This is a genomic window from Rheinheimera lutimaris (assembly GCF_013283795.1).
GTDB lineage: Bacteria > Pseudomonadota > Gammaproteobacteria > Enterobacterales > Alteromonadaceae > Alishewanella > Alishewanella lutimaris.
The window spans coordinates 84485-105188 of record NZ_JABSOD010000007.1 but is presented as its reverse complement, the minus strand read 5'-3'; the positions used below and the strand labels follow the sequence as shown (position 1 = coordinate 105188).

General features: G+C 49.1%; 20 protein-coding genes. 11 read left to right on the top strand and 9 right to left on the bottom strand.

Annotation, left to right across the window (positions count from 1 at the left end; all coding sequences use genetic code 11):
* Complete coding sequence (gene rnhA, locus HRH59_RS09025; protein WP_173500954.1) at positions 1-477, top strand: ribonuclease HI; 477 nt, start codon at positions 1-3, stop codon at positions 475-477.
* A 210-nt stretch (positions 478-687) separates the two neighbouring features.
* Here rnhA and HRH59_RS09020 read toward each other — a convergent pair whose 3' ends face one another.
* From HRH59_RS09020 to HRH59_RS09010, 3 genes are all read right to left on the bottom strand, one after another.
* Positions 688-1272 carry a glutathione peroxidase gene (locus HRH59_RS09020; RefSeq protein WP_173500953.1) on the bottom strand — a complete coding sequence of 195 codons (585 nt, stop codon included), beginning with the start codon at positions 1270-1272 and terminating at the stop codon, positions 688-690.
* Between the two features lie 84 nt (positions 1273-1356).
* Positions 1357-3399: a TonB-dependent receptor gene (locus HRH59_RS09015; protein WP_173500952.1), complete on the bottom strand. Its 2043-nt coding sequence runs from the start codon at positions 3397-3399 to the stop codon at positions 1357-1359.
* A 9-nt stretch (positions 3400-3408) separates the two neighbouring features.
* Positions 3409-3585: a hypothetical protein gene (locus HRH59_RS09010; RefSeq protein ID WP_173500951.1), complete on the bottom strand. Its 177-nt coding sequence runs from the start codon at positions 3583-3585 to the stop codon at positions 3409-3411.
* Between the two features lie 370 nt (positions 3586-3955).
* Here HRH59_RS09010 and HRH59_RS09005 point away from each other — a divergent pair, with 370 nt between their 5' ends.
* Together HRH59_RS09005 and HRH59_RS09000 are read left to right on the top strand one after the other, a co-directional pair.
* Positions 3956-4996, top strand: coding sequence for a glutathione synthetase (locus tag HRH59_RS09005; protein ID WP_173500950.1), 1041 nt, complete (start codon positions 3956-3958; stop codon positions 4994-4996).
* 86 nt (positions 4997-5082) lie between these two features.
* Positions 5083-5277, top strand: a complete 195-nt coding sequence (locus HRH59_RS09000) for a PA3496 family putative envelope integrity protein (protein ID WP_173500949.1) — start codon at positions 5083-5085, stop codon at positions 5275-5277.
* Between the two features lie 73 nt (positions 5278-5350).
* Here the strand turns inward: HRH59_RS09000 and fabB are convergent, their stop codons facing one another.
* The gene (fabB, locus tag HRH59_RS08995; RefSeq protein ID WP_173500948.1) at positions 5351-6565 is read right to left on the bottom strand and encodes a beta-ketoacyl-ACP synthase I; all 1215 of its coding nucleotides are present in this window, start codon (positions 6563-6565) and stop codon (positions 5351-5353) included.
* Positions 6566-6739: 174 nt separating this feature from the next.
* Here fabB and mnmC point away from each other — a divergent pair, with 174 nt between their 5' ends.
* Both mnmC and HRH59_RS08985 read left to right on the top strand, forming a co-directional pair.
* Positions 6740-8605: a bifunctional tRNA (5-methylaminomethyl-2-thiouridine)(34)-methyltransferase MnmD/FAD-dependent 5-carboxymethylaminomethyl-2-thiouridine(34) oxidoreductase MnmC gene (gene mnmC / locus HRH59_RS08990; RefSeq protein ID WP_173500947.1), complete on the top strand. Its 1866-nt coding sequence runs from the start codon at positions 6740-6742 to the stop codon at positions 8603-8605.
* A 136-nt stretch (positions 8606-8741) separates the two neighbouring features.
* A complete protein-coding gene (locus tag HRH59_RS08985) occupies positions 8742-9074 on the top strand; it encodes a hypothetical protein (protein WP_173500946.1) in 333 nt (110 codons plus the stop codon).
* A 33-nt stretch (positions 9075-9107) separates the two neighbouring features.
* Here HRH59_RS08985 and HRH59_RS08980 read toward each other — a convergent pair whose 3' ends face one another.
* Entirely contained in the window at positions 9108-9980 is an 873-nt protein-coding gene (locus tag HRH59_RS08980; RefSeq protein ID WP_173500945.1) for a flagellar protein MotY, read from the bottom strand.
* A gap of 179 nt (positions 9981-10159) precedes the next feature.
* On the opposite strand from HRH59_RS08980, the gene rnt reads away from it, so the two are divergent.
* Positions 10160-10849, top strand: a complete 690-nt coding sequence (gene rnt / locus HRH59_RS08975; RefSeq protein WP_173500944.1) for a ribonuclease T — start codon at positions 10160-10162, stop codon at positions 10847-10849.
* 44 nt (positions 10850-10893) lie between these two features.
* On the opposite strand, the gene HRH59_RS08970 is transcribed toward rnt, so the two are convergent.
* Entirely contained in the window at positions 10894-11235 is a 342-nt protein-coding gene (locus tag HRH59_RS08970) for a Grx4 family monothiol glutaredoxin (protein WP_173500943.1), read from the bottom strand.
* Between the two features lie 239 nt (positions 11236-11474).
* Between HRH59_RS08970 and sodB the strand changes: the two genes are divergently transcribed.
* The 4 genes from sodB (at position 11475) to HRH59_RS08950 (ending at position 17056) form a co-directional block, all read left to right on the top strand.
* Entirely contained in the window at positions 11475-12059 is a 585-nt protein-coding gene (gene sodB / locus HRH59_RS08965) for a superoxide dismutase [Fe] (RefSeq protein WP_173500942.1), read from the top strand.
* A 227-nt stretch (positions 12060-12286) separates the two neighbouring features.
* Positions 12287-14209, top strand: coding sequence for a PrkA family serine protein kinase (locus tag HRH59_RS08960; protein ID WP_173500941.1), 1923 nt, complete (start codon positions 12287-12289; stop codon positions 14207-14209).
* A 20-nt stretch (positions 14210-14229) separates the two neighbouring features.
* Entirely contained in the window at positions 14230-15495 is a 1266-nt protein-coding gene (locus HRH59_RS08955) for a YeaH/YhbH family protein (RefSeq protein WP_173500940.1), read from the top strand.
* Between the two features lie 31 nt (positions 15496-15526).
* A complete protein-coding gene (locus HRH59_RS08950) occupies positions 15527-17056 on the top strand; it encodes a SpoVR family protein (protein WP_173500939.1) in 1530 nt (509 codons plus the stop codon).
* Here HRH59_RS08950 and HRH59_RS08945 read toward each other — a convergent pair.
* Positions 17053-18027, bottom strand: coding sequence for a sensor domain-containing diguanylate cyclase (locus HRH59_RS08945; protein WP_173500938.1), 975 nt, complete (start codon positions 18025-18027; stop codon positions 17053-17055). The two genes, HRH59_RS08950 and HRH59_RS08945, sit on opposite strands and share 4 nt — an antisense overlap.
* Positions 18028-18029: 2 nt before the next feature.
* The gene (locus HRH59_RS08940; protein WP_173500937.1) at positions 18030-19046 is read right to left on the bottom strand and encodes a response regulator; all 1017 of its coding nucleotides are present in this window, start codon (positions 19044-19046) and stop codon (positions 18030-18032) included.
* Positions 19047-19176: 130 nt separating this feature from the next.
* Between HRH59_RS08940 and tpx the strand changes: the two genes are divergently transcribed.
* A complete protein-coding gene (gene tpx, locus HRH59_RS08935) occupies positions 19177-19797 on the top strand; it encodes a thiol peroxidase (protein ID WP_173500936.1) in 621 nt (206 codons plus the stop codon).
* 66 nt (positions 19798-19863) lie between these two features.
* Here the strand turns inward: tpx and adk are convergent, their stop codons facing one another.
* Positions 19864-20508, bottom strand: coding sequence for an adenylate kinase (gene adk, locus HRH59_RS08930; protein ID WP_173500935.1), 645 nt, complete (start codon positions 20506-20508; stop codon positions 19864-19866).
* Between the last annotated feature and the right edge of the window lie 196 nt (positions 20509-20704).

The following is a 20704-nucleotide window of genomic DNA, read 5'->3' as shown; positions in this document are numbered from 1 at the left end:
ATGCGCAAAACAGTTGCGATCTATACCGATGGCTCCTGCCTGGGTAACCCGGGCCCGGGCGGCTACGGTGCTGTGCTGATCTATAAACAGCATCGCAAAGAGCTAAGCGGCGGCTATAAACTCACCACCAATAACCGGATGGAGCTGCTGGCCGCTATTATGGCGCTGGAGAGTTTAAAAGACAGCTGCGATGTGGATTTGACTACCGACAGCCAGTACGTGCGCTTAGGCATTACGCAATGGCTGGCCGGTTGGAAACGTAATAACTGGAAAACCAGCCAGAAGCAGCCGGTGAAAAATCAGGATTTGTGGCAACGGCTGGATGCTGCAGCAGCAACGCACAAAGTGGCGTGGCACTGGGTAAAAGGCCATGCCGGCCACCCGGAGAATGAGCGCTGCGATGTGTTGGCGCGCAGCGCCGCTGAAGCTAAGCCCACTACTGTGGATGCCGCGTTTGAGTTGAGCCAAAAGGCATAGCACCAGAGAGATGCTGCTTAAGCTGCCAAGATAATCAACTGCAGTCGCAGCTAACCCGTCAACTGCTTGCGCTGCAACGATATACAGCAGTCAACTGCGGCTGGAACCTCGATTTGGTTATCACAGAGTGTCTGAGTGAACGCGCCAGCGTGAGCGAGTTGCTGTGATAAGCCAAAGCGAGTGTTGCAGCAAAAGCAGTTGACCTACACCTTACTCGCCGGATTTTGCAGTAGCTTCAGCAGCACCATTTACCGCCAACATTTTCTCCAGCTCTGCGATAAAGGCTTTATCGTCCGGCGCGGTGCGGCTACCGAAATGCTTTACTGTTTGCTCATCGCTACTTACCAGATACTTATTAAAGTTCCAGCTGGGTGACTCGCCGGTTTTGGCAATCAGCGCTTTAAATACCGGATTAGCATCATCGCCTTTTACCTTAGAGCTGGCAAACATCGGGAATTTTACGCCGTAAGTTAAGTAACACACTTCTGCCGTTTTTTCCGCATCATCATATTCCTGCATAAAGCTGTCTGACGGGAAGCCCAGAATAACCAGGCCTTTATCCTGATATTGTTGATACAACGACTCCAGGCCTTCAAACTGCTTGGTAAAACCACATTTGCTGGCGGTGTTCACTACCAGTATGGTTTTCCCCTTGTAGCTGTCGCATAAATCTACGCTTTCACGGGTATTTAATTGCTGCATAGAATGGCCGAGAATGTCGCCACACTGGTTCGCCAGTGCCGGCATCGCCAGCAAGCCAGCCGCCAAGGTGGCCGCGCTTAGTAATGTTTTCATATTTATCTCCTGTAGGGCTGCAGATGTTGCAGTCGGCTAATACGTAGCATAAGCCTAAGCCGATCTGTACGCCAGCGGCTGCCGTTAAAACCGGTAAGCCAGTTTTACTCTGGCGGTGCGTGACTCCAGCGGATGCGTGTGCCTGTCTTCTATACCTTCTGCCGGCTCGCCGGGTAAACGCGAGGCGTAGAAATAATCGATATCGCTGTTGTTACTGTCAAAGATATTCAATAACTCCAACGCCAGCTGCCAGCGTTGCCATTCATAGCGATAACCGGCATTTACGGTAGTGGTGGCGTTTGAGCGTTGCTGGTTAAAACTGTCCAGCGTACGTTTGCCCAAATGGCGTAACCGCAAACTCAACTGCCACGGGTTATCGGCTTTATAAATCAGCCCCATACTCAGCACCAGCGGCAAAGCACCGTCAATGTAATTACCCTCACCCGCTACCGCACCGGTAAAACGCGAGCGTGTTAGTGCTAACTCGGTGTCCAGGCTCCAATTACTGTTAAACCAATAATACGCGGCAACTTCAACACCGTAGCGTTTGGACGCACGGCCGGGCTCATTGGTACCGGCATCGCCGACATACAATAATTCAGAATCCATATTCAGATACCACAACGCTGCCGAGATATTAAACGCGGTATAGTCAAAAAACCGCAGGCCAAGTTCAGCACCGTCGCTGCGCACCAGCAGATCAACCGGGGCCACGTTATCACCGCTTTGCGGATCAATCTGTGTTGTTGTGCCACGGGCATCATTGGAATGAAAGCCCTGGCCGGCATTGAAATACGCCTGCCAGTTAGCGGCAAACTGATAACTTAAACCGGCTTTTAGTGAGGCAATACCGTCGGTTGTATCGCCGCTGTTAGCGGCCAGATCACCATTAACATCCACGCTGAAATAATCGTAACGCAGGCCCAGATGGGCGCTCCAGTCGCTGTTAAGTTGCATGGTGCTTTGGCTGAACAGCGCCGCCGAGCCCTGTTGCACAGCATCCTGGCGCACTGTACTTAAACGCTGACGCTGTCGGGTGTTATACAAGCCAACTTCGCTAATATCGTCATAGCGTAACTGTGCACCCACCACATGCTCAACGGCAAACTCGCCCAGTTGATGATGCCAGTGCCGGCTAAGCTCGCCACCATATATCCAACGTTCGTCGGCCTGTTCAAATTGATCACCGTTTAACGGATCGTTTAAGAAATAGGTAAAGTTAGACCATAAATCCAGGTCGGTTTGTATGGCGTAAGCATTCCATTGCCAGGCATCGCTGTACCAACTGGCTGAAACACTGTTACGGCTGCTTTTGCCACCCACACTTGTATCAAGCGAGCCAAAGGCGTCAATCAGCCCCTGGCTTACCGCCCGTTGCGGTATCTGATCAGCTGAATTCCAGCTGTTATCGTAGACCATAAAAGTTAACGCAAACTGGCCGCTGCCAAGTGGCCTGCTGTACCGCGCCAGCAGGTTGAGTTTATCGACATCTTCGGCAATATCGGTCCAGGGGCCGTCGTATTGCTGCAGCTCACCGGCCAGCAGCACATTGGCATTGCCCTTTTTTGTATTACCTTTTACCAGCAGGCGTTGATAGTTATCCATGCCTAAGGTGAGTTCAGCCCCGTTGCGGGTACGGTTTTGTATGCCAAAACGTGCCACACCGGCGGCAGAGAAATCACCACTGTTGGCATGATAAGCGCCTTTTTGATAATCAATTTGCGATACCAGCTCAGGTATTAAAAAACTTAAATCGGTGTAACCCTGGCCATGGCCGTGGCTGCGCATGTTTACCGGCATGCCATCAACATAGCTGGCAAAATCAGTACCGTGATCAAGGTTGAAGCCACGCAAAAAATACTGGTTAGCCTTACCACTGCCACTGTGCTGGGTAACTACCATGCCGGGAATAAACTCTAAAATCTCGCCACCGCGCAGTAAGGGCCGGTCAGCAATTTCACTATTGCCTACCACGCCTTCTGAGGCCGAACTGGCTAAGCCCAATAAATCGGTTTGCCGGCCTTTTACACTGATTTGCTCTAATATATGCGCCGATAACGGGTCAGCTACCAGCTGCACCGGAGCCAGTAATGCCGCTGTACAAGCAGCAAGATAACGATAAGCCATGTGTATTCCTTAATTTAACAGTACCGGATAAAGCGGGCTGGTTACTGATAATACCGCGTTAGCTTTATCAGGCGGCAGTTGCCATGACAGCAACAACTTGTGGCTATGCTGACGGTCAAACAGCGCGTTGTAGCTTAGCTGCCAGCGTGTAATGCTATCACAGCGTACCTTTAACGGTAACAACAAAAACATATCCTGTTGCACACGCTGCACCAGCCAGTCGGCAGAGGGGGTATTGATATCGCAGACCCCAGCGGCACTACTGAAACTCAGCCGCTACCGGATATAACTATTCAAATGCTGGTTTGTTTCGCTGCGCCGCAGCGTACAGCCATTGCAGCAATTGTTGTTGTGATTGATCCATTTTCGCCCCGGTAAACTGACTAATCAGCAGTAGTTACGACACAGTATGCCGTTCGGATGCAGTAACCCGGCAGCTTTATACAAAATTCACGTGTGTTTTTTTGGCTATCCGCTATCATCCGCTTCCTTTTTTCTGCCGCTCTCGTATGCTTAGCGCAAAGTGCTAAACGTTGACGGCAAACCAGAGAAGCTTATGCGCATTTGTTTTTTAATGTATCCGTGGGAAAAAGTGCAGCCCGATGGCGACAGTACTATCCGCATGATCCACGAGGCGGTAAACCGTGGCCACAGCGTGGCGATTACCCATGCCACCAACTTAACCATGCGCGACAGCATTGCTCAGGCGTTTTGCAATGTGTTTGTTAAAGGCCAAAAGGTGTCCAGCAATATTGCCAGCTTTTACCGCCATGCGCAGTTTAACCAGCAAAAGCTGCCGCTGGCCGCCTTTGATGCCATCTTTATCCGGCTTAACCCGCCGCTGGATCCTATCGTACTGAACTTTCTCGACTCGGTGCGTGAAGACACCTTTATTATGAATGACCTGGACGGTGTGCGGATTGCCAACAATAAGATGTATACCGCCTCGCTGCACGACCCGGATAACGAGTTTATTCCGGTAACGCATGTGTCAAAGAATAAAGACTATCTGGCACGGGTACTGGCAGAATCTCCTAACGACAAAATGATACTGAAACCGCTGAACGGCTATGGCGGTAAAGGCGTTATTCTGTTGGAAAAATCGGCGGCGCAAAGCGCGCGTTCTTTGCTGGATTTTTATATCGGAGATACCGAGCGCGGTAACTACGTTATTTTACAAGAATACGTGGAGGGCGCAGAACTGGGTGACATCCGTATTTTAATGCTTAACGGTAAACCTATCGGCGCGATGCGGCGTATTCCGCCACCAGACGATGTACGTTCTAACGTGCATGCCGGCGGTACGGTAATAAAACACCAGTTAAGCGAACAGGAAAAACGGCTCTGTGCCCATATCGGGCCGAAACTGGCGCGTGATGGCCTGTTTTTCGCCGGCATTGATGTGATAAACGGCAAGCTGATCGAAGTAAACGTGATGAGCCCGGGCGGCATAGCACGGATTAACCGCCTGAACGGGGTGCGGTTACAGGAAAAAGTCATCGATTTTATTGAGCAGGTGGTATATAGCAAAACCTTGCTGTCACCGCGGAAACAAGCGTTCCGGCCGCTGCTGAGCGAAGCTGAAGCGCTTATTTAAAAACTTTTCATCGTCTGTAAAAAAATATTTCGCTGTGGTTAATCAATAAATCCGGTAAATAAGCAGAAAAATTCTGAGGGGCGCTTATGTCACAGGTAGAAAGTAACGATTTTGAGCTGGAAGAACCGGTAGATGACGTTGAGATCATCAAAGAGCTGTCGCCAAAAGACAGTAAATCAAAGCAAAAGCTGGAAGCCAGACGGCGGATTGACGACTTGCTGGAACAAAAGCGGCTGCGCCAATTGCTGGACGATTGGGATTTAGACGACACCGACGCCTGACTGCTGCCGCTACATAAAAAAACGGGCACTTAAAGTGCCCGTTTTTTTTATCTGTAATGCCCGGCGGCGTCAATTAACCGCGGTATTTTTGCATCACTAAGGTGGCATTAGTGCCGCCAAAACCAAAGCTGTTCGACATAACGGTATTCAACTCAGCTGCGGTGGCTTTAGATACAATATTCAGCCCTTTAGCCGCTTCATCTAACTCACCGATATTGATAGAAGGCGCAATAAAGCTGTGCTTCATCATCAGCAGCGAGTAGATTGCCTCATGCACACCGGCAGCACCCAACGCATGGCCTGTCATCGCCTTGGTGGCGCTGATCGCCGGAGACTTACCGGCAAACACCTGCTGAATAGCGCCCAGCTCTTTTACATCCCCCACAGGGGTGCTGGTGCCGTGCGTATTCACATAATCGACTTCAGCAGTAACGCCGTGCATTGCCATTTCCATGCAGCGCACTGCGCCTTCACCGCTTGGTGCGACCATGTCATAACCGTCAGAAGTGGCGCCATAGCCAACCACTTCAGCATAAATAGTGGCACCACGGGCTAAGGCATGTTCCAGCTCTTCTACCACTACCATACCGCCGCCACCGCTGATAACAAAGCCATCACGGTTGGCATCATAGGTACGTGATGCCAGCTCTGGGGTGTCGTTATATTTAGTCGACAGCGCGCCCATAGCATCAAATTCCATCGCCAGGGTCCAGTGCACTTCTTCGCCGCCGCCGGCAAATACTACGTCCTGCTTGCCAAGCTGAATAAGTTCTACCGCATGGCCGATACAATGCGCGCTGGTGGCACAGGCTGAACTGATAGAATAGTTTACGCCTTTAATCTTAAACGGCGTGGCTAAACAGGCAGAACAGGTGCTGGACATGGTTTTTGGCACAGCATAAGGGCCAACCCGTTTTACACCTTTTTCGCGCAGAATATCTGCCGCTTCTACCTGTACTTTAGAGGAAGCGCCGCCGGAGCCGGCTACCAGACCAATACGCGGGCTGGAGATTTGCTCTTCGGTAAAACCGGCATCTGCCATCGCTTCCTGCATAGCAATATAGGCATACGCTGCGGCATCGCCCATAAAGCGCATGGCTTTGCGGTCAATCAGCTCTGATGGCTCCAGTTTGATATTGCCCCATACCTGCGAGCGCAGGCCCATTTGCGCAAACTCTTCAGCGCGGGTAATGCCTGAACGGCCCGCCTGTAACGACGCCAGTACTTCATCTTTGTTATTGCCAATACTGGATACAATACCAATACCTGTGATTACCGCTCTTTTCATGCTTACTCCCATCAACCAGCCTGATGCCGGCAAGGTTAAAATAATACTGTGCGACATTGTACGGATTTTGTTTTAACAAGTGGTCAGCTTTCAGCGCACACCTGTACTCTGTTTTCAATTCTGCGGTAGCTTGAGGTAAACTACAAGCCGAATTTTGTGGTGGACCCGCCTGTTATGTCACAACCTAGCGCCAATCAGATTAGCAACGCCAAAATACACTTTAATGACCAGGGTACCCCGGTCGCGTCTGATTTTGACGATGTGTATTTTTCTAACGACGGCGGTATGGCCGAAACCGATTACGTGTTTTTGCAGCAAAATGGTTTACCACAGCGCTGGCAAACACACAACAAGCCGGCCTTTCATATTATTGAAACCGGCTTTGGTACCGGGGCTAATTTTTTACTAAGCTGGCTGCGCTTTCGCGAGCATAAGCAGCAATTTACCGCTGCAAGGTGTCAGCGTTTGTATTTCAGTAGTTTTGAGAAATTCCCGTTAAGCCATGCTGATTTACGCCGTGCGCTGGCCGTGCATACTGAATTGCAGGAACTGTGTCAGCTATTGCTGAACGCTTATCCACTGGCCGTCGCCGGCTGCCACCGGCTTAAATTTGATGATGGCAGCGTCATATTGGATTTATGGTTTGGTGATGTAAACGCGCTTCTGCCGCAGCTGGAAGCGCCGGTTGATGCGGTTTACCTCGATGGTTTTGCGCCGGGCAAAAACCCTGATATGTGGCAGGACAGCCTGTTTAATGGCCTTGCAGCGCTAAGCCAAAATGGCACCTCTGTGTCTACCTTTACCGCTGCCGGTATCGTCAAGCGCGGCCTGCAACAAGCCGGTTTTACGGTAAGCAAAATTAAAGGCTTTGGCCGTAAACGCGAAATGCTGACCGCCTGTTTTACGAAAGCCGAGCCATTATCGCAACCTGCCCCAACGCAGGTTATCGTGGTCGGTGGTGGTATTGCCTCGGTATGCACCGCATTGGCATTGCAGCAGCGTGGTGTTGCCGTACATCTGATTTGCGAAGATAACATGGTGGCACAGCAAGCCTCGCAGAACCGCCAGGGCGCAGTGTACCCTAACCTGCACGCCAACCTGACAGACGACAGCCAGCTGCATGTGCAGGCTTTTTTATACGCACGGCAGTTTTATCAATACTGGCATAGCAGGGGGCTGGATTTCGCTATGGACTGGTGTGGCTTACTGCATCTGGCCAGCAATAAATTACTGCAACAGCGCCAGCAAAAGTTAATCGATAATGCCTTGTGGCCGGCGCAGCTGGTGCAGGCCGTTGATGCCGATACCGCAACTGAATTAGCCGGTGTCGCACTGCAACATAGTGGCATTTATATACCGCTGGCCGGCTGGTTAAACCCGCAGCAGTTTTGTCAACAAGCCGTGGCGTGGCTGCAACAACAAGCCTCGTTCCGGCTCAGCCTTAACTGTTCCCTCACGGCAGTAACCGCGGCGGCTAACGGCGGGTGGTTATTGCAGACAACAGCCGGCGAACTGAACACCAACAGCCTGGTATTGGCCTGTGGCAGCAAACTGGCAGAGTTTGCACAAACTGCCCGGCTGCCGGTAAATAAAATACGCGGCCAGGTCAGCCATGTGCAAAACAGCGCCATGGCCTCATTAAAAACCGTGTTGTGCCATAAAGGCTATATAACGCCGGGTTGGCAGGAATTGCATTGCGTTGGCGCCACCTTCGATCGTACAGCGACAGAAGCTTTTGTCAGCGAGCAGGACAATACAGAAAATTTGCAGTTGGTTAATGACCAGCTTAACCAACCGGACTGGTTTGCCAACAGCAAGGCGGTAAGCGCGGCTGCGGCATTTCGCGCTACGGTGCCGGATCATTTACCGCTGGCAGGTGGCATGGCTGAGCAGCCGGGTTTATATGTACTGGGCGCGATGGGCGCGCGGGGCATTATGCTGTCACCATTGCTGGCAGAGCTGCTGGCATGCCAACTTTGCAATGAACCCGTGCCGTTAAGCCGGCAGCTTATTGGCAAAATAACTGCATTACGCTATTAACCCGGTCGCTATGCACTTGTTAGCAAACCAGATCTTAGCTTCTGCCTGAACTGCGCCCACAATATAATGTCGGGCAAAGGCAAAAAAAATTTGCTAAGGTAAGCCAAAATATTGTTCTTGAAGCAAAGGAAAGATGATGCGTTCAGCCGTTTTATTATGCCTGGTATTAACCTGCGGCAGCTTAAGCACTGCGCTGCAGGCTAACGATTTTTACCAGATCCCAATCCCTGCAGATGCACGGGAATTTGCCCGGCTTGACAGCAAGATGCCGGCAGTACTGAGCTTTTTCAGCCAGCAAACCGAAACTGCGTTACGTGATTACTATGTGCAACAGTTAGGTGAACCGGTAAGCGAGCAGACGCTGTATGGCCGGCAACATTTGTATTTCAGCGTTAATAATAATCAGGTCCGCATTTTGATCTCAAGCCAGAACGACTGGCGCCAGGTCGATATTATGGTGCAAAACTAAGACTACAAAGCTAACGCCAGCGAACTGAGCCCGTCAGGGCTTAGTCATCTGCAGTACTACACGACGGTTTTTCTTACGCTCCAGTGCGGTGTCGTTCGGCGCAACATGGCGCCGCTCACCAAAGCCTTCTACCTGTACTTTGTTTTCACTTAAGCCTGCGGCGACAAAAAAGCTTTTTACTTTCTCGGCCCGTTTTACTGATAACTGTTCATTCATCCAACGGCCGCCGTAACTGTCGGTGTAGCCCTGGATTTCCACATATTCAATGTCCTGATCGTATTTCAGGTATTCGGCAATCTGCGCCAGCCGGCGTTGAGATTCGCGCGTTAACTGGTCGCCGCCGGTTTCATAACTTAATACGGTAAAAGCAATATCGTCAAAACTGTATGGCAGTAATGCCGATATACAGCGATTAAACTGCTGATATTGTTTTAAAAACTGTACCGGGTTCATCGCCGCTGCCACCTTGTCATAGGGGCTGTGCCAATCACTGAAATAGAATGTCGGGCTAAAGCCTTGTTCCAATTCAGTCAGCAGCGTCCAGGCGGCTTTTTTGGGTAGATCGCCGTTATACTGCTTCAGCAGTTGCATGTTAGCCACCGCTTTAGCCGGTTCTCCCGGTCGCCATGCCGGCGGCACCGACAGCACTTCAGCCAGATCATAGCCGTCCGGCAAACGCAGCATTTGTAATTCAAAATCCATGTTCAGTGCTTTCCCGGCCACGCTGCGAAACACCGCCCGGCCAAAATGCGGTATTTCATGCTGCAACTGACACTCTAATGGCGTGTCGCGGTTTAACTGCCATACCGACTCTTCAATAGCGGCAGAATATTGACGCAGTTGCGGCTGTGCCAACACAGCAAAACTAAGTAGTGTGGCGGCAAAAGTTAATAATAAGCTTCGCATTTTCCGGTTTCCTACCCCTATCGGCACGTCGCGCCGCACTGTTCAGGGTTTATCTGTTCTGCGTTACTACACACAGCTGATACTGTTATTACTGATATCATTAGCAAACACTATGCCGTAACAAGACGTTGCACTAATTTTTTGGCATAATAGCCGCTGATTTGCAAAATGGCGCCGTTATGACACAACCCAATTCTTTACTGGCTCAGCGTTTTCGTGGTTACTACCCTGTAGTTATCGACGTAGAAACCGCAGGCTTTAATGCTAAAACCGATGCCTTGCTGGAAATTGCCGCAACACTGCTCGATATGGATGACGACGGCAATTTAATTCCGCTGACCACCCTGCATTTTCATGTTGAGCCATTCGAAGGCGCCAACCTGGATGCCAGTTCATTAGCGTTTAACGGCATAGACCCGTTTAACCCGCTGCGCGGTGCCGTACCGGAGCGCGAAGCCATTACCGAAATATGCAAAGCGGTGCGCAAAGCGCAGAAAGACGCCGGCTGTCAGCGCAGTGTAATAGTGGCGCATAATGCCGCTTTTGATCAGGGCTTTTTAAACGCAGCGATAGAGCGGCTTAACTTCAAGCGCTCGCCGTTTCATGCTTTTGTCTCGTTTGATACCACCAGTCTGGCGGCGCTGGCCGTAGGTCAAACAGTGTTAGCCAAAGCATGTAAAGCGGCAGGCATCGAATTTGATAACAAAGAAGCACACAGCGCACTGTACGACACTGAACGCACTGCAGAGTTATTTTGCTATATCGTCAACAGTTGGAAGCAGCTGGGTGGCTGGCCGATGGCAGAGGCACAACCGGAAGACAACACAGAGCACAGTTCTGAAGACGATGACACTGACGCTGTAGCATAAAGTACAAAGGCCGCTATCAGCGGCCTTTGTTGTTGCAGCAGATGTTACTCCGCAGCAGTATCTGTTTTATGTCGCGCTGCCGCGTCTTTGATTAACGGCTGCAGTTCACCACGTTGAAACATCTCCAACACGATATCACAACCGCCCACCAGTTCGCCTTCTACCCACAATTGCGGGAACGTTGGCCAGTTGGCGTATTTCGGCAATTCAGCACGGATATCCGGATTCTGCAAAATATCAACATAGGCAAACTGTTCACCACAAGCGATCAGCGCCTGTGAAGCCTGGGCTGAAAAACCGCAACTGGGGAATTTAGGTGACCCTTTCATAAACAACAGAATAGCGTTTTCAGCAATTTGCTGTTTGATTTTGTCCAGCGTTTCCATTAATACCTCACAACAAGTGCATTTAAATATTGGCTGCCATTTTACGCTGTTCTGTGCGCTGTGGCACTTGAGATTTACGAAAAAACCCCCACTTCCTTGTTACAACGTAACAAGCTGATCCTAAAAGCGCGCTACAATGGATCAGCTTATAACTAAACACTGTAAAACTTGAGTATTTTAGTCAGGTTTTGTAGTCTACGCCATGCAGACATCATAAACAACGCCAACGGAGAACGACAATGGCCTTTGAATTACCCGCATTACCTTATGCAAAAGACGCATTAGCCCCACACATTTCTGCAGAGACACTGGAATACCACTACGGTAAACACCACAACACTTATGTAGTGAAGTTAAACGGCCTAATTGAAGGTACACCTTTCGCCGGTAAATCACTGGAAGAAATCGTACGTACCTCTGAAGGTGGCGTATTTAACAATGCCGCCCAAGTGTGGAACCACACTTTTTACTGGCACTGCTTATCACCAAACGGTGGTGGCGAGCCAACAGGCGCTTTAGCTGATGCCATCAATGCCAAGTGGGGTTCTTTCGCTGCCTTTAAAACTGCCTTTAACGACAAAGCGGTAAATAACTTTGGTTCAAGCTGGACATGGTTAGTGAAAAAAGCTGACGGTAGCCTGGACATTGTTAACACCAGCAACGCGGCAACGCCATTAACAGACACCAGCCTGACACCGGTAATGACTGTAGACCTGTGGGAACACGCGTACTACATTGATTATCGCAATGCGCGGCCAACCTACCTGGATGCATTCTGGGCACTGGTTAACTGGAAATTCGCTGCCGATAACTTCGCAGCCTGATAACACTTTGTTGTATAAAACCCGGCATCTGCCGGGTTTTTTGTCCGCTCTGCTTTACATTCCGGCCATTCGGCCAGACTAAACTGTTTCGCTGCCAGCACGTGTAGCCTGAAGAAAATTATAGATTTTTCTGTCAATTAGTCAGGCGGGAATCAGCTTTACTGTCTAACCTTAGAGTAACAGCCAGGCTGCTACCCTTTCCCGATGTTTACAAGCCGGAGGTGCAAATGAGTATTTTTGAGCACTACAAATCACGCTACGAGGCTGCGAAAGAAGAAGAATATACGATTCAAGAGTTTCTGGCGTTATGTAAAGAAGACAAGAGCTGCTATGCCAGTGCGGCAGAGCGATTATTGCTGGCGATTGGCAAACCGGAGCTGACCGACACGGCCCAAGACCCGAAGCTGAGCCGGCTGTTCTCCAACCGCGTGATCGCCCGTTACCCGGCGTTCTCTGAATTTTACGGCATGGAAGAAGCCATAGAGCAAATTGTGTCTTACCTGAAACATTCGGCACAGGGGTTAGAAGAGCGCAAACAAATTCTGTATTTACTCGGTCCGGTGGGTGGTGGTAAATCGTCGCTGGCAGAAAAATTAAAACATTTAATGCAGCAGATCCCGATTTATTACTTAAAAGGCTCGCCGGTTTACGACAGCCCGCTGTGCCTGTTTGATGTAAATGAAGACGGCAATATTCTGCAGCAAGAGTACGGCATTCCCAAACGCTACCTGCGCAACATTATGTCGCCATGGGCCAGTAAACGCTTGCATGAATACAACGGTGATATCAGCCAGTTTAAGGTAGTGAAAAAGTACCCGTCTATTCTTGATCAACTGGCTATAGCTAAAACCGAACCTGGTGATGAGAATAACCAGGACATCGCCTCTCTGGTGGGTAAAGTGGATATTCGTAAGCTGGAGCACTTTGCCCAGAATGATCCCGATGCCTACAGTTACTCCGGCGCTTTGTGCCGGGCCAACCAGGGGTTGATGGAATTTGTCGAGATGTTTAAAGCGCCGATTAAGGTGCTGCATCCACTGCTGACCGCCACCCAGGAAGGCAACTATAACGGTACTGAAGGTTTGGCGGCCTTGCCGTTTGACGGCATTATTCTGGCGCACAGTAATGAGTCAGAATGGCAAACCTTCCGTAATAACAAAAACAACGAAGCCTTTCTAGACCGTGTTTATATTGTGAAAGTGCCCTATTGTCTGCGCGTCAGCGAAGAAATGCGTATCTATCAGAAACTACTGGAACACAGTGAACTGAACAGCTCACCCTGCGCACCGGGCACGCTTATTTCGCTGGCACAGTTTGCCGTGCTGTCACGGTTGAAAAATCCGGATAACTCCAGCCTGTATTCAAAAATGCGGGTATATGACGGTGAGAGCTTAAAAGATACCGATCCAAAAGCAAAATCTTACCAGGAGTATCGTGATTACGCCGGTGTGGATGAAGGCATGACAGGCTTATCTACCCGTTTTGCCTTTAAAATATTGTCGCGGGTATTTAACTTCGACAGCACAGAAGTCGCCGCCAACCCGGTGCATCTGTTTTATGTACTGGAGCAACAAATTGAGCGCGAACAGTTCCCTGCTGATGTCGCCGAGCGTTACCTGGAACACTTAAAAGGTTATTTAATCCCGAAATATATCGAGTTTATCGGTAAGGAAATTCAAACAGCTTATTTAGAGTCTTACTCTGAATACGGCCAGAATATTTTTGACCGCTACGTGATTTATGCTGATTTTTGGATCCAGGATCAGGAATACCGTGACCCGGAAACCGGCCAGTTGTTTGACCGCGCAGCCTTAAACGCTGAACTGGAAAAAATTGAAAAGCCGGCAGGTATCAGTAACCCGAAAGATTTCCGCAATGAAATTGTTAACTTTGTGCTGAGGGCAAAAGCAAAAAATAACGGCAAAAACCCGACCTGGACCAGTTACGAAAAACTGCGTACTGTGATTGAGAAAAAAATGTTCTCCAGCACAGAAGAGCTGCTGCCGGTGATTTCGTTTAACGCCAAAACCTCAACCGATGATCAGAAGAAACACGATGACTTCGTCAACCGGATGATGGAAAAAGGCTACACCCGCAAGCAAGTGCGGCTGCTGTCTGAATGGTATTTGCGCGTTCGCAAATCGCAGTAATACGCGAAGCCGGAGGTAGTATGGCGCATTTTATCGACAGACGACTCAACGGAAAGAATAAAAGCGCGGTGAATCGCCAGCGCTTTATCCGCCGCTATAAGCAGCAAATTAAAAAAGCGGTGTCTGACGCTATCAGCAAGCGCAGCGTCACTGATATCAGCAGTGGCGAAAGTGTCACCGTGCCGGGTAAAGATATCAGCGAACCGTTTTTTCATCAGGGCAAGGGTGGCCGCCGGCAAATTATTCACCCTGGTAATGATCAATTCAGCCCGGGAGATCGGATAAAGCGGCCGCAGGGCGGTGCTGGTGGCAGCGGACAAGGCGATGCCGGTACCGATGGTGAAGGCTCAGACGACTTTGTGTTTTCCATTTCAAAAGATGAATATCTGGATTTACTGTTTGAAGACTTAGAGCTGCCCAATCTGAAGAAAAATCAGCTGGATAAACTGGTGCAGTACAAAAATGTGCGCGCCGGTTACCGCTCTGAAGGTGTACCCAGCAATATTGATATAGTGCGCTCACTGCGCGGCTCTCTGGCAAGGCGCGTCGCCATGACAGCAGGCAAAAAAGCCAAACTGCGTGAGCTGGAGCAACAACTGGCAGCACTGGAGCATGAGCCGGTGCCGGATCAGCAGCAGCGGCGTTTGTTATGCGCCGAAATCGCAGAGTTAAAACAACGCATTGCGGCAGTACCCTTTATCGACAGCTTTGACTTACGTTTTCGCAATTTTCAGAAACGGCCCGAGCCCACCAGCAAAGCGGTAATGTTTTGCCTGATGGATGTATCCGGTTCAATGGATCAGGCTACCAAAGATATGGCCAAACGCTTTTACATTTTGCTGTATTTGTTTTTAAGCCGCAGCTATAAGAATGTGGAAGTGGTGTATATCCGCCATCATACGCAGGCTAAAGAAGTAGACGAACAGGAATTTTTTTACTCGCAGGAAACCGGCGGCACTATCGTCTCCAGCGCATTAAAAATGATGTACGACATCGTACTGGAGCGATACAACCCGGCTGAATGGAATATCTATGCTGCACAAGCATCAGACGGCGATAACTGGACTGACGACAGTGCGCCCTGCGCAGAGCTGATGGCCAATAAATTGTTGCCACTGGTGCGTTACTACGCCTATATCGAAATTACGCCCAGAGCGCATCAAAGCCTGTGGCAGGAATACGAAAAGTTACTGCCGGCATTTGATAACTTTGCCATTCAGCATATTACAGATGTCAGTGATATTTATCCGGTATTTCGCGAGCTGTTTAAAAAGCAGGCTGCCTAGCCGCTTCCCCAATCTGTAATGAGGTTTTTTTATGGCTAAAGCAAAAGCGAAAACAGCACAGTGCTTATCCGACGGGCCCGACTGGACCTTTGATTTACTTGATGCCTATCACCGGGAAATTGCCCGCGTTGCTGCACATTACCGGCTGGATACCTACCCGAATCAAATTGAGGTGATTACCGCAGAGCAAATGATGGACGCCTATTCCAGTGTCGGTATGCCACTGGGTTACCACCATTGGTCTTACGGCAAAAAATTTATTCAAACCGAGCAAAATTACAAACGCGGCAATATGGGCTTAGCCTATGAAATAGTGATTAACTCCAACCCTTGTATTGCTTATCTGATGGAGGAAAACACCATTACCATGCAAGCTCTGGTAATGGCACACGCTTGCTACGGACACAATTCATTTTTTAAAAACAACTATTTATTTAGAACCTGGACCGACGCTGGTTCCATTATTGATTATCTGTTGTTTGCCAGAAATTATATTAGCCAGTGTGAAGAAAAATACGGCATCAGTGAAGTAGAAGAGATGCTCGATTCCTGCCATGCGCTGATGAACTATGGTGTCGATCGCTATAAAAGACCACAACAAATTTCATTGGATGAAGAGCAAAAGCGTCAACAGGAACGCGAAGCATACTTACAGTCTCAGGTAAATGATTTATGGCGCACCATACCGGTAAAAGCCGCCACTGCCGAACATAAAACGGTCAGATTCCCCGCCGAACCACAAGAAAACATTTTATATTTTATTGAAAAAAATGCGCCGTTATTAAAGTCATGGCAACGCGAAATTGTGCGTATAGTCCGCAAAATTTCACAGTACTTTTATCCGCAGAAACAAACACAGGTGATGAACGAAGGTTGGGCTACATTTTGGCATTACACCATCTTGCAGCACTTGTACGACGAGGGCAAAGTCAGCGACCGCTTTATGCTGGAGGTACTGCACAGCCATACTAATGTGGTAGCACAACCGGAGTATCACAGTAAGTATTATTCCGGAATTAACCCCTATGCGCTTGGCTTTGCGATGTTTTGTGATATTCGCCGCATTTGCGAACACCCCACTGCTGAGGACAAACAATGGTTTCCCGATATCGCCGGCAGTGACTGGCTCGACACCCTGCACTTTGCCATGCAGAATTTTAAAGATGAAAGCTTTATCAGCCAATATCTGTCACCCAAGGTGATACGCGATTTTCACTTGTTTGCTATTGTCGATGATGACGAAGAAGGCAGCCTCGAAGTTGCAGCTATCCATAATGCCGAAGGCTATCAGCGGATCCGGCAAATGCTGTCACAGCAGTATAACCTGAGCCAGATAGAGCCGAATATTCAGGTACACAGCGTAGACTTTAACGGCGACCGCTCGCTGACATTGCGCTATATTCCGCAAAACCGTATTCCGTTGGCCAAAAGCCGGCAACAAGTACTTAAACACCTGCACCGCTTGTGGGGTTTTAGCGTGTATTTAGAACAACAAGACGAAGACGGCAGCATTAAAACGCTTTACAGCTGCCCTGAAACGACACAGCTGCAGGATGATTAACCGGTAACTTCATCAAACCGGTGGCAGGTTACTTTATTACGCCCGGCCGCTTTAGACTGATATAGCCCTTTATCCGCCGCCTCTATCCACTGGCGGTGCTCTGTCATATTCTTATCATGCTGCGCCAAGCCGACGCTGATCGTTGCGCCAAGCTGCTGAGAGTTATAATTAATCTTTAATTGCTCAACCGACTGGCGTAAACGCTCTGCCAAACAGGCGGCCTGCTCAATATTGGTATCCACCAACAGAATGGCATACTCTTCGCCGCCATAACGGCCGGCAATATCAGTAGCGCGCAAGTTACTGCGCACCGCATCAGCAACCGCCCTGATCACTTCATCGCCTGCAGCGTGGCCGTAGGTATCGTTAATACGTTTAAAATGATCAATATCACACATCAATAATGTGCTTTGATGGTTGTAGCGTTGCAGACGTTTAAATTCCTGTAACAGATTTTCTTCCCAATGCCCACGGTTAAATAAGCCCGTCAAAAAGTCGATTTTAGTCAGTTGCCGCAAGCGGCCGTTCATCGATTCCAATTCCAACCGGCTTACTGCCACATCTGTAACGTCATAGATGATAAAACACAGATGCGTTACCTTACCGCGGGTATCGGTTAGCGGAAATATAGTGCTGTTTTGATACATATATTCAGCACTGCCGGTAATTGGCCGGTAGTTACGGAATTTAAAAATATACGGCCTTTGCTCCCAAATGGTAAAAGCACGGTTTTTTAGCAACAACACCGGGTCACACTTACGCCGCAACCAGTCCTCGTCTATTTCCGAAAATAAATCAAACAGATAGCGATCCCGCACCTGGCGAGGCGTTAAGCCGCTGTGATTTTCCATAAAACCATTCCACACCTGAATACGATAATCACAATTCAGTACAACCAAACCAACATCCACGGTTTGGAACATATCCATTAACCAGTGAATTTCGGAAACATCAACCTGAGCATGAGACATCGTTACTCCTCCAGCAAGAATGCGACTTTATAGTTCAGCGTTTTCAAGCTGTCCTCGGTAAACAGCAGCAGTAAATCACAGCTGATATTGTAGTTTTCAATACCGTAACTCAGCTCTATGGCTAACGTTTTACGCCAGCGTTTGGCGTTAGCGATAATCAGCTCACTGACCGGAGCATGCTGTCCCAGCACCACAGGATGCCCCTGGCTGAAGCTCATATCTATTTGTTCCGCCAGACCCTTTAACACAGCGCCAATCAGAATATTGGCAATATCCATTAACAGTTCCAGCTCGACTTTAACAGTAAGCTCGCCCTGATAATTCATTAACCTGGCGATATCTTTAAAACTGGAATCGGTCAAAATTAATAGGGCTTCGCCGGCTACCCCGCCACCGATAAACCCCTGACATACTGCAGAGGTAGTGGCCTGGTGCTCGACCGACGCCAGCGCCATATGCAGTTCACTGACTTCAATTAAATTGACGTTGGGAATGGGTAACTTTACAAACACGTTCAGTAGCCTGGCTAGCAAATCGCCGGCCTGGCCCATCGCCACATTGGTAAGCTCCTGCAATACATCGCGCATTTCAGCGCTTAGTTCTGCAGCCGGCGCCATGGCTTTGGGTACCACAGCTGATACAGAGGCAACACCGGGTTTAATATCATATTGTTGCATTAACTGTTGCAGCTTGTTGCTGTCTACCGGTTTGCGGATAAAATCCAGCGCTCCCAGGCTTTTAACCCGCTCGAAGGCCTCCGGTTGTACATCTCCCGATACCACTACCACATTTACTGCTATCCGGCGTTTTTGCAGCTCAGCAAGTACCTGGTAACCATCCATTACCGGCATATTCAAGTCCAAAAATAACCAGTCAATATGCTTCTGCAGCAGAGTGTCCATGGCTTCACCGCCATGGCCGGCAAAAAACAAGTTGCTTTGCCACTCCTGTGGTAGAATTCTTGCCAGTTGTTTTCGGGCCAGGTTGGAATCGTCACAAATCAGTACAGCAATTGTCATCGGCTTCTCACTTCGCGCAGGCTTCATTTCAGTCTAGACTGAAATCAACAGTTCGCGCATAAACAACGAAAAATATGTTGTGTTCCAGCTGATTACTTTTAATGCATTCAATCTTAACAGGAGCTGTATCATGTCAGCATTATCTTATCTTCGTCATAAAACATTTATTGCCGCCGGCATATTGTGTTTAAGTTTCAACAGCCAGGCTACAGCTTTTCAAGCCGACTTACCGGAGCGGATAAGTAACGTAAAAGCCGGTAATCAGCAGGTGGTATTACTGGGTAACAACCCCGCTGTCGGCGATACAGCTCCGGCGTTTAAAGTGGTAGATGCCGGCTTTAAAACGATATCACTGGCAGATTATCACGGTAAAACAGTTATGATTAGCGTGGTGCCCAGTATAGACACCGGAATTTGCTCGTTGCAAACCAAACGTTTTAACACTGAAGTGGCAAACCTACCTGACAATGTTGTGCTATTGACTATCAGTACTGATTTACCCTTTGCCCAGAAACGTTATTGCCAGCAAGAACAAATAGATAAAGTTGTAGTGCTGTCTGATGCCGTCTGGCGTGATTTTGGCGGTAAATATGGCCTGCTAATCAAGGACATGGGTTTACTGGCCCGTGCCGTACTGATCATTAACAACAAAGGGACGCTGGCTTACAAGCAACTGGTGCCGGAGCTGGCACAAGAGCCGGATTACGCAGCAGCGTTAGCCGCATTGCAGCAATTGCTGCCTGAGAGTTAAACGCCAGGCCGCGCACCGTAAAGACAAAAAAGCCCTGAACAGTCAGGGCTTTTTTAGCGGTGTTGTTTAGCTTAGCAACGACACCAGTTCTGCCGTTACGACATCAACCGCTTTAGTACCATCAATATGGTGATAACGGGTATTACCGGCATCCGCTTCAGCACGGTAATAGCCAACTAACGGCTCGGTTTGCTCATGATAAATGGCCAAACGCTTGCGTACAGTCTCTTCGACATCGTCAGGACGGATCACCAACTCTTCGCCTGTTACATCATCTTTGCCATCTGCCTTAGGCGGATTGTAACGGATATGGTATACCCGACCTGATGCCGGATGCACCCGACGACCACTCATACGTTCAACAATCACTTCGTCCGGCACATCAAATTCAATAACGTGATCAATGACAATGCCTTTGTCTTTCATGGCATCAGCTTGCGGAATAGTGCGCGGAAAACCGTCCAACAGAAAACCCTTGCTGCAATCCGCTTGGGCAATGCGCTCTTTTACCAGGCCGATAATAATATCGTCAGATACCAACTGACCGGCATCCATAACCTGTTTGGCCGCTAAGCCCAGTTCTGTACCGGCCTTGATAGCTGCACGCAACATATCGCCGGTAGAGATTTGCGGAATGCCATATTTACTCATTAAAAACTGAGCCTGGGTTCCTTTTCCGGCACCCGGGGCACCCAACAAAATTATGCGCATAGCAACACCCTCATGTTTTGGGATTGATCCATTAATAATAAAAGCCGGATCTTTACATAATGTATTGCCTGAGACAAGAAGTTTGTCTTGCTGTGCGAACTGGTCCGGCTATTTCATTGGCTTTTAGTCGTATAGCTGACAAAAGACAGCAGCCGCCACGCCTTTTTGCGTCAAACGGCTGAAAACCGAACTCTTT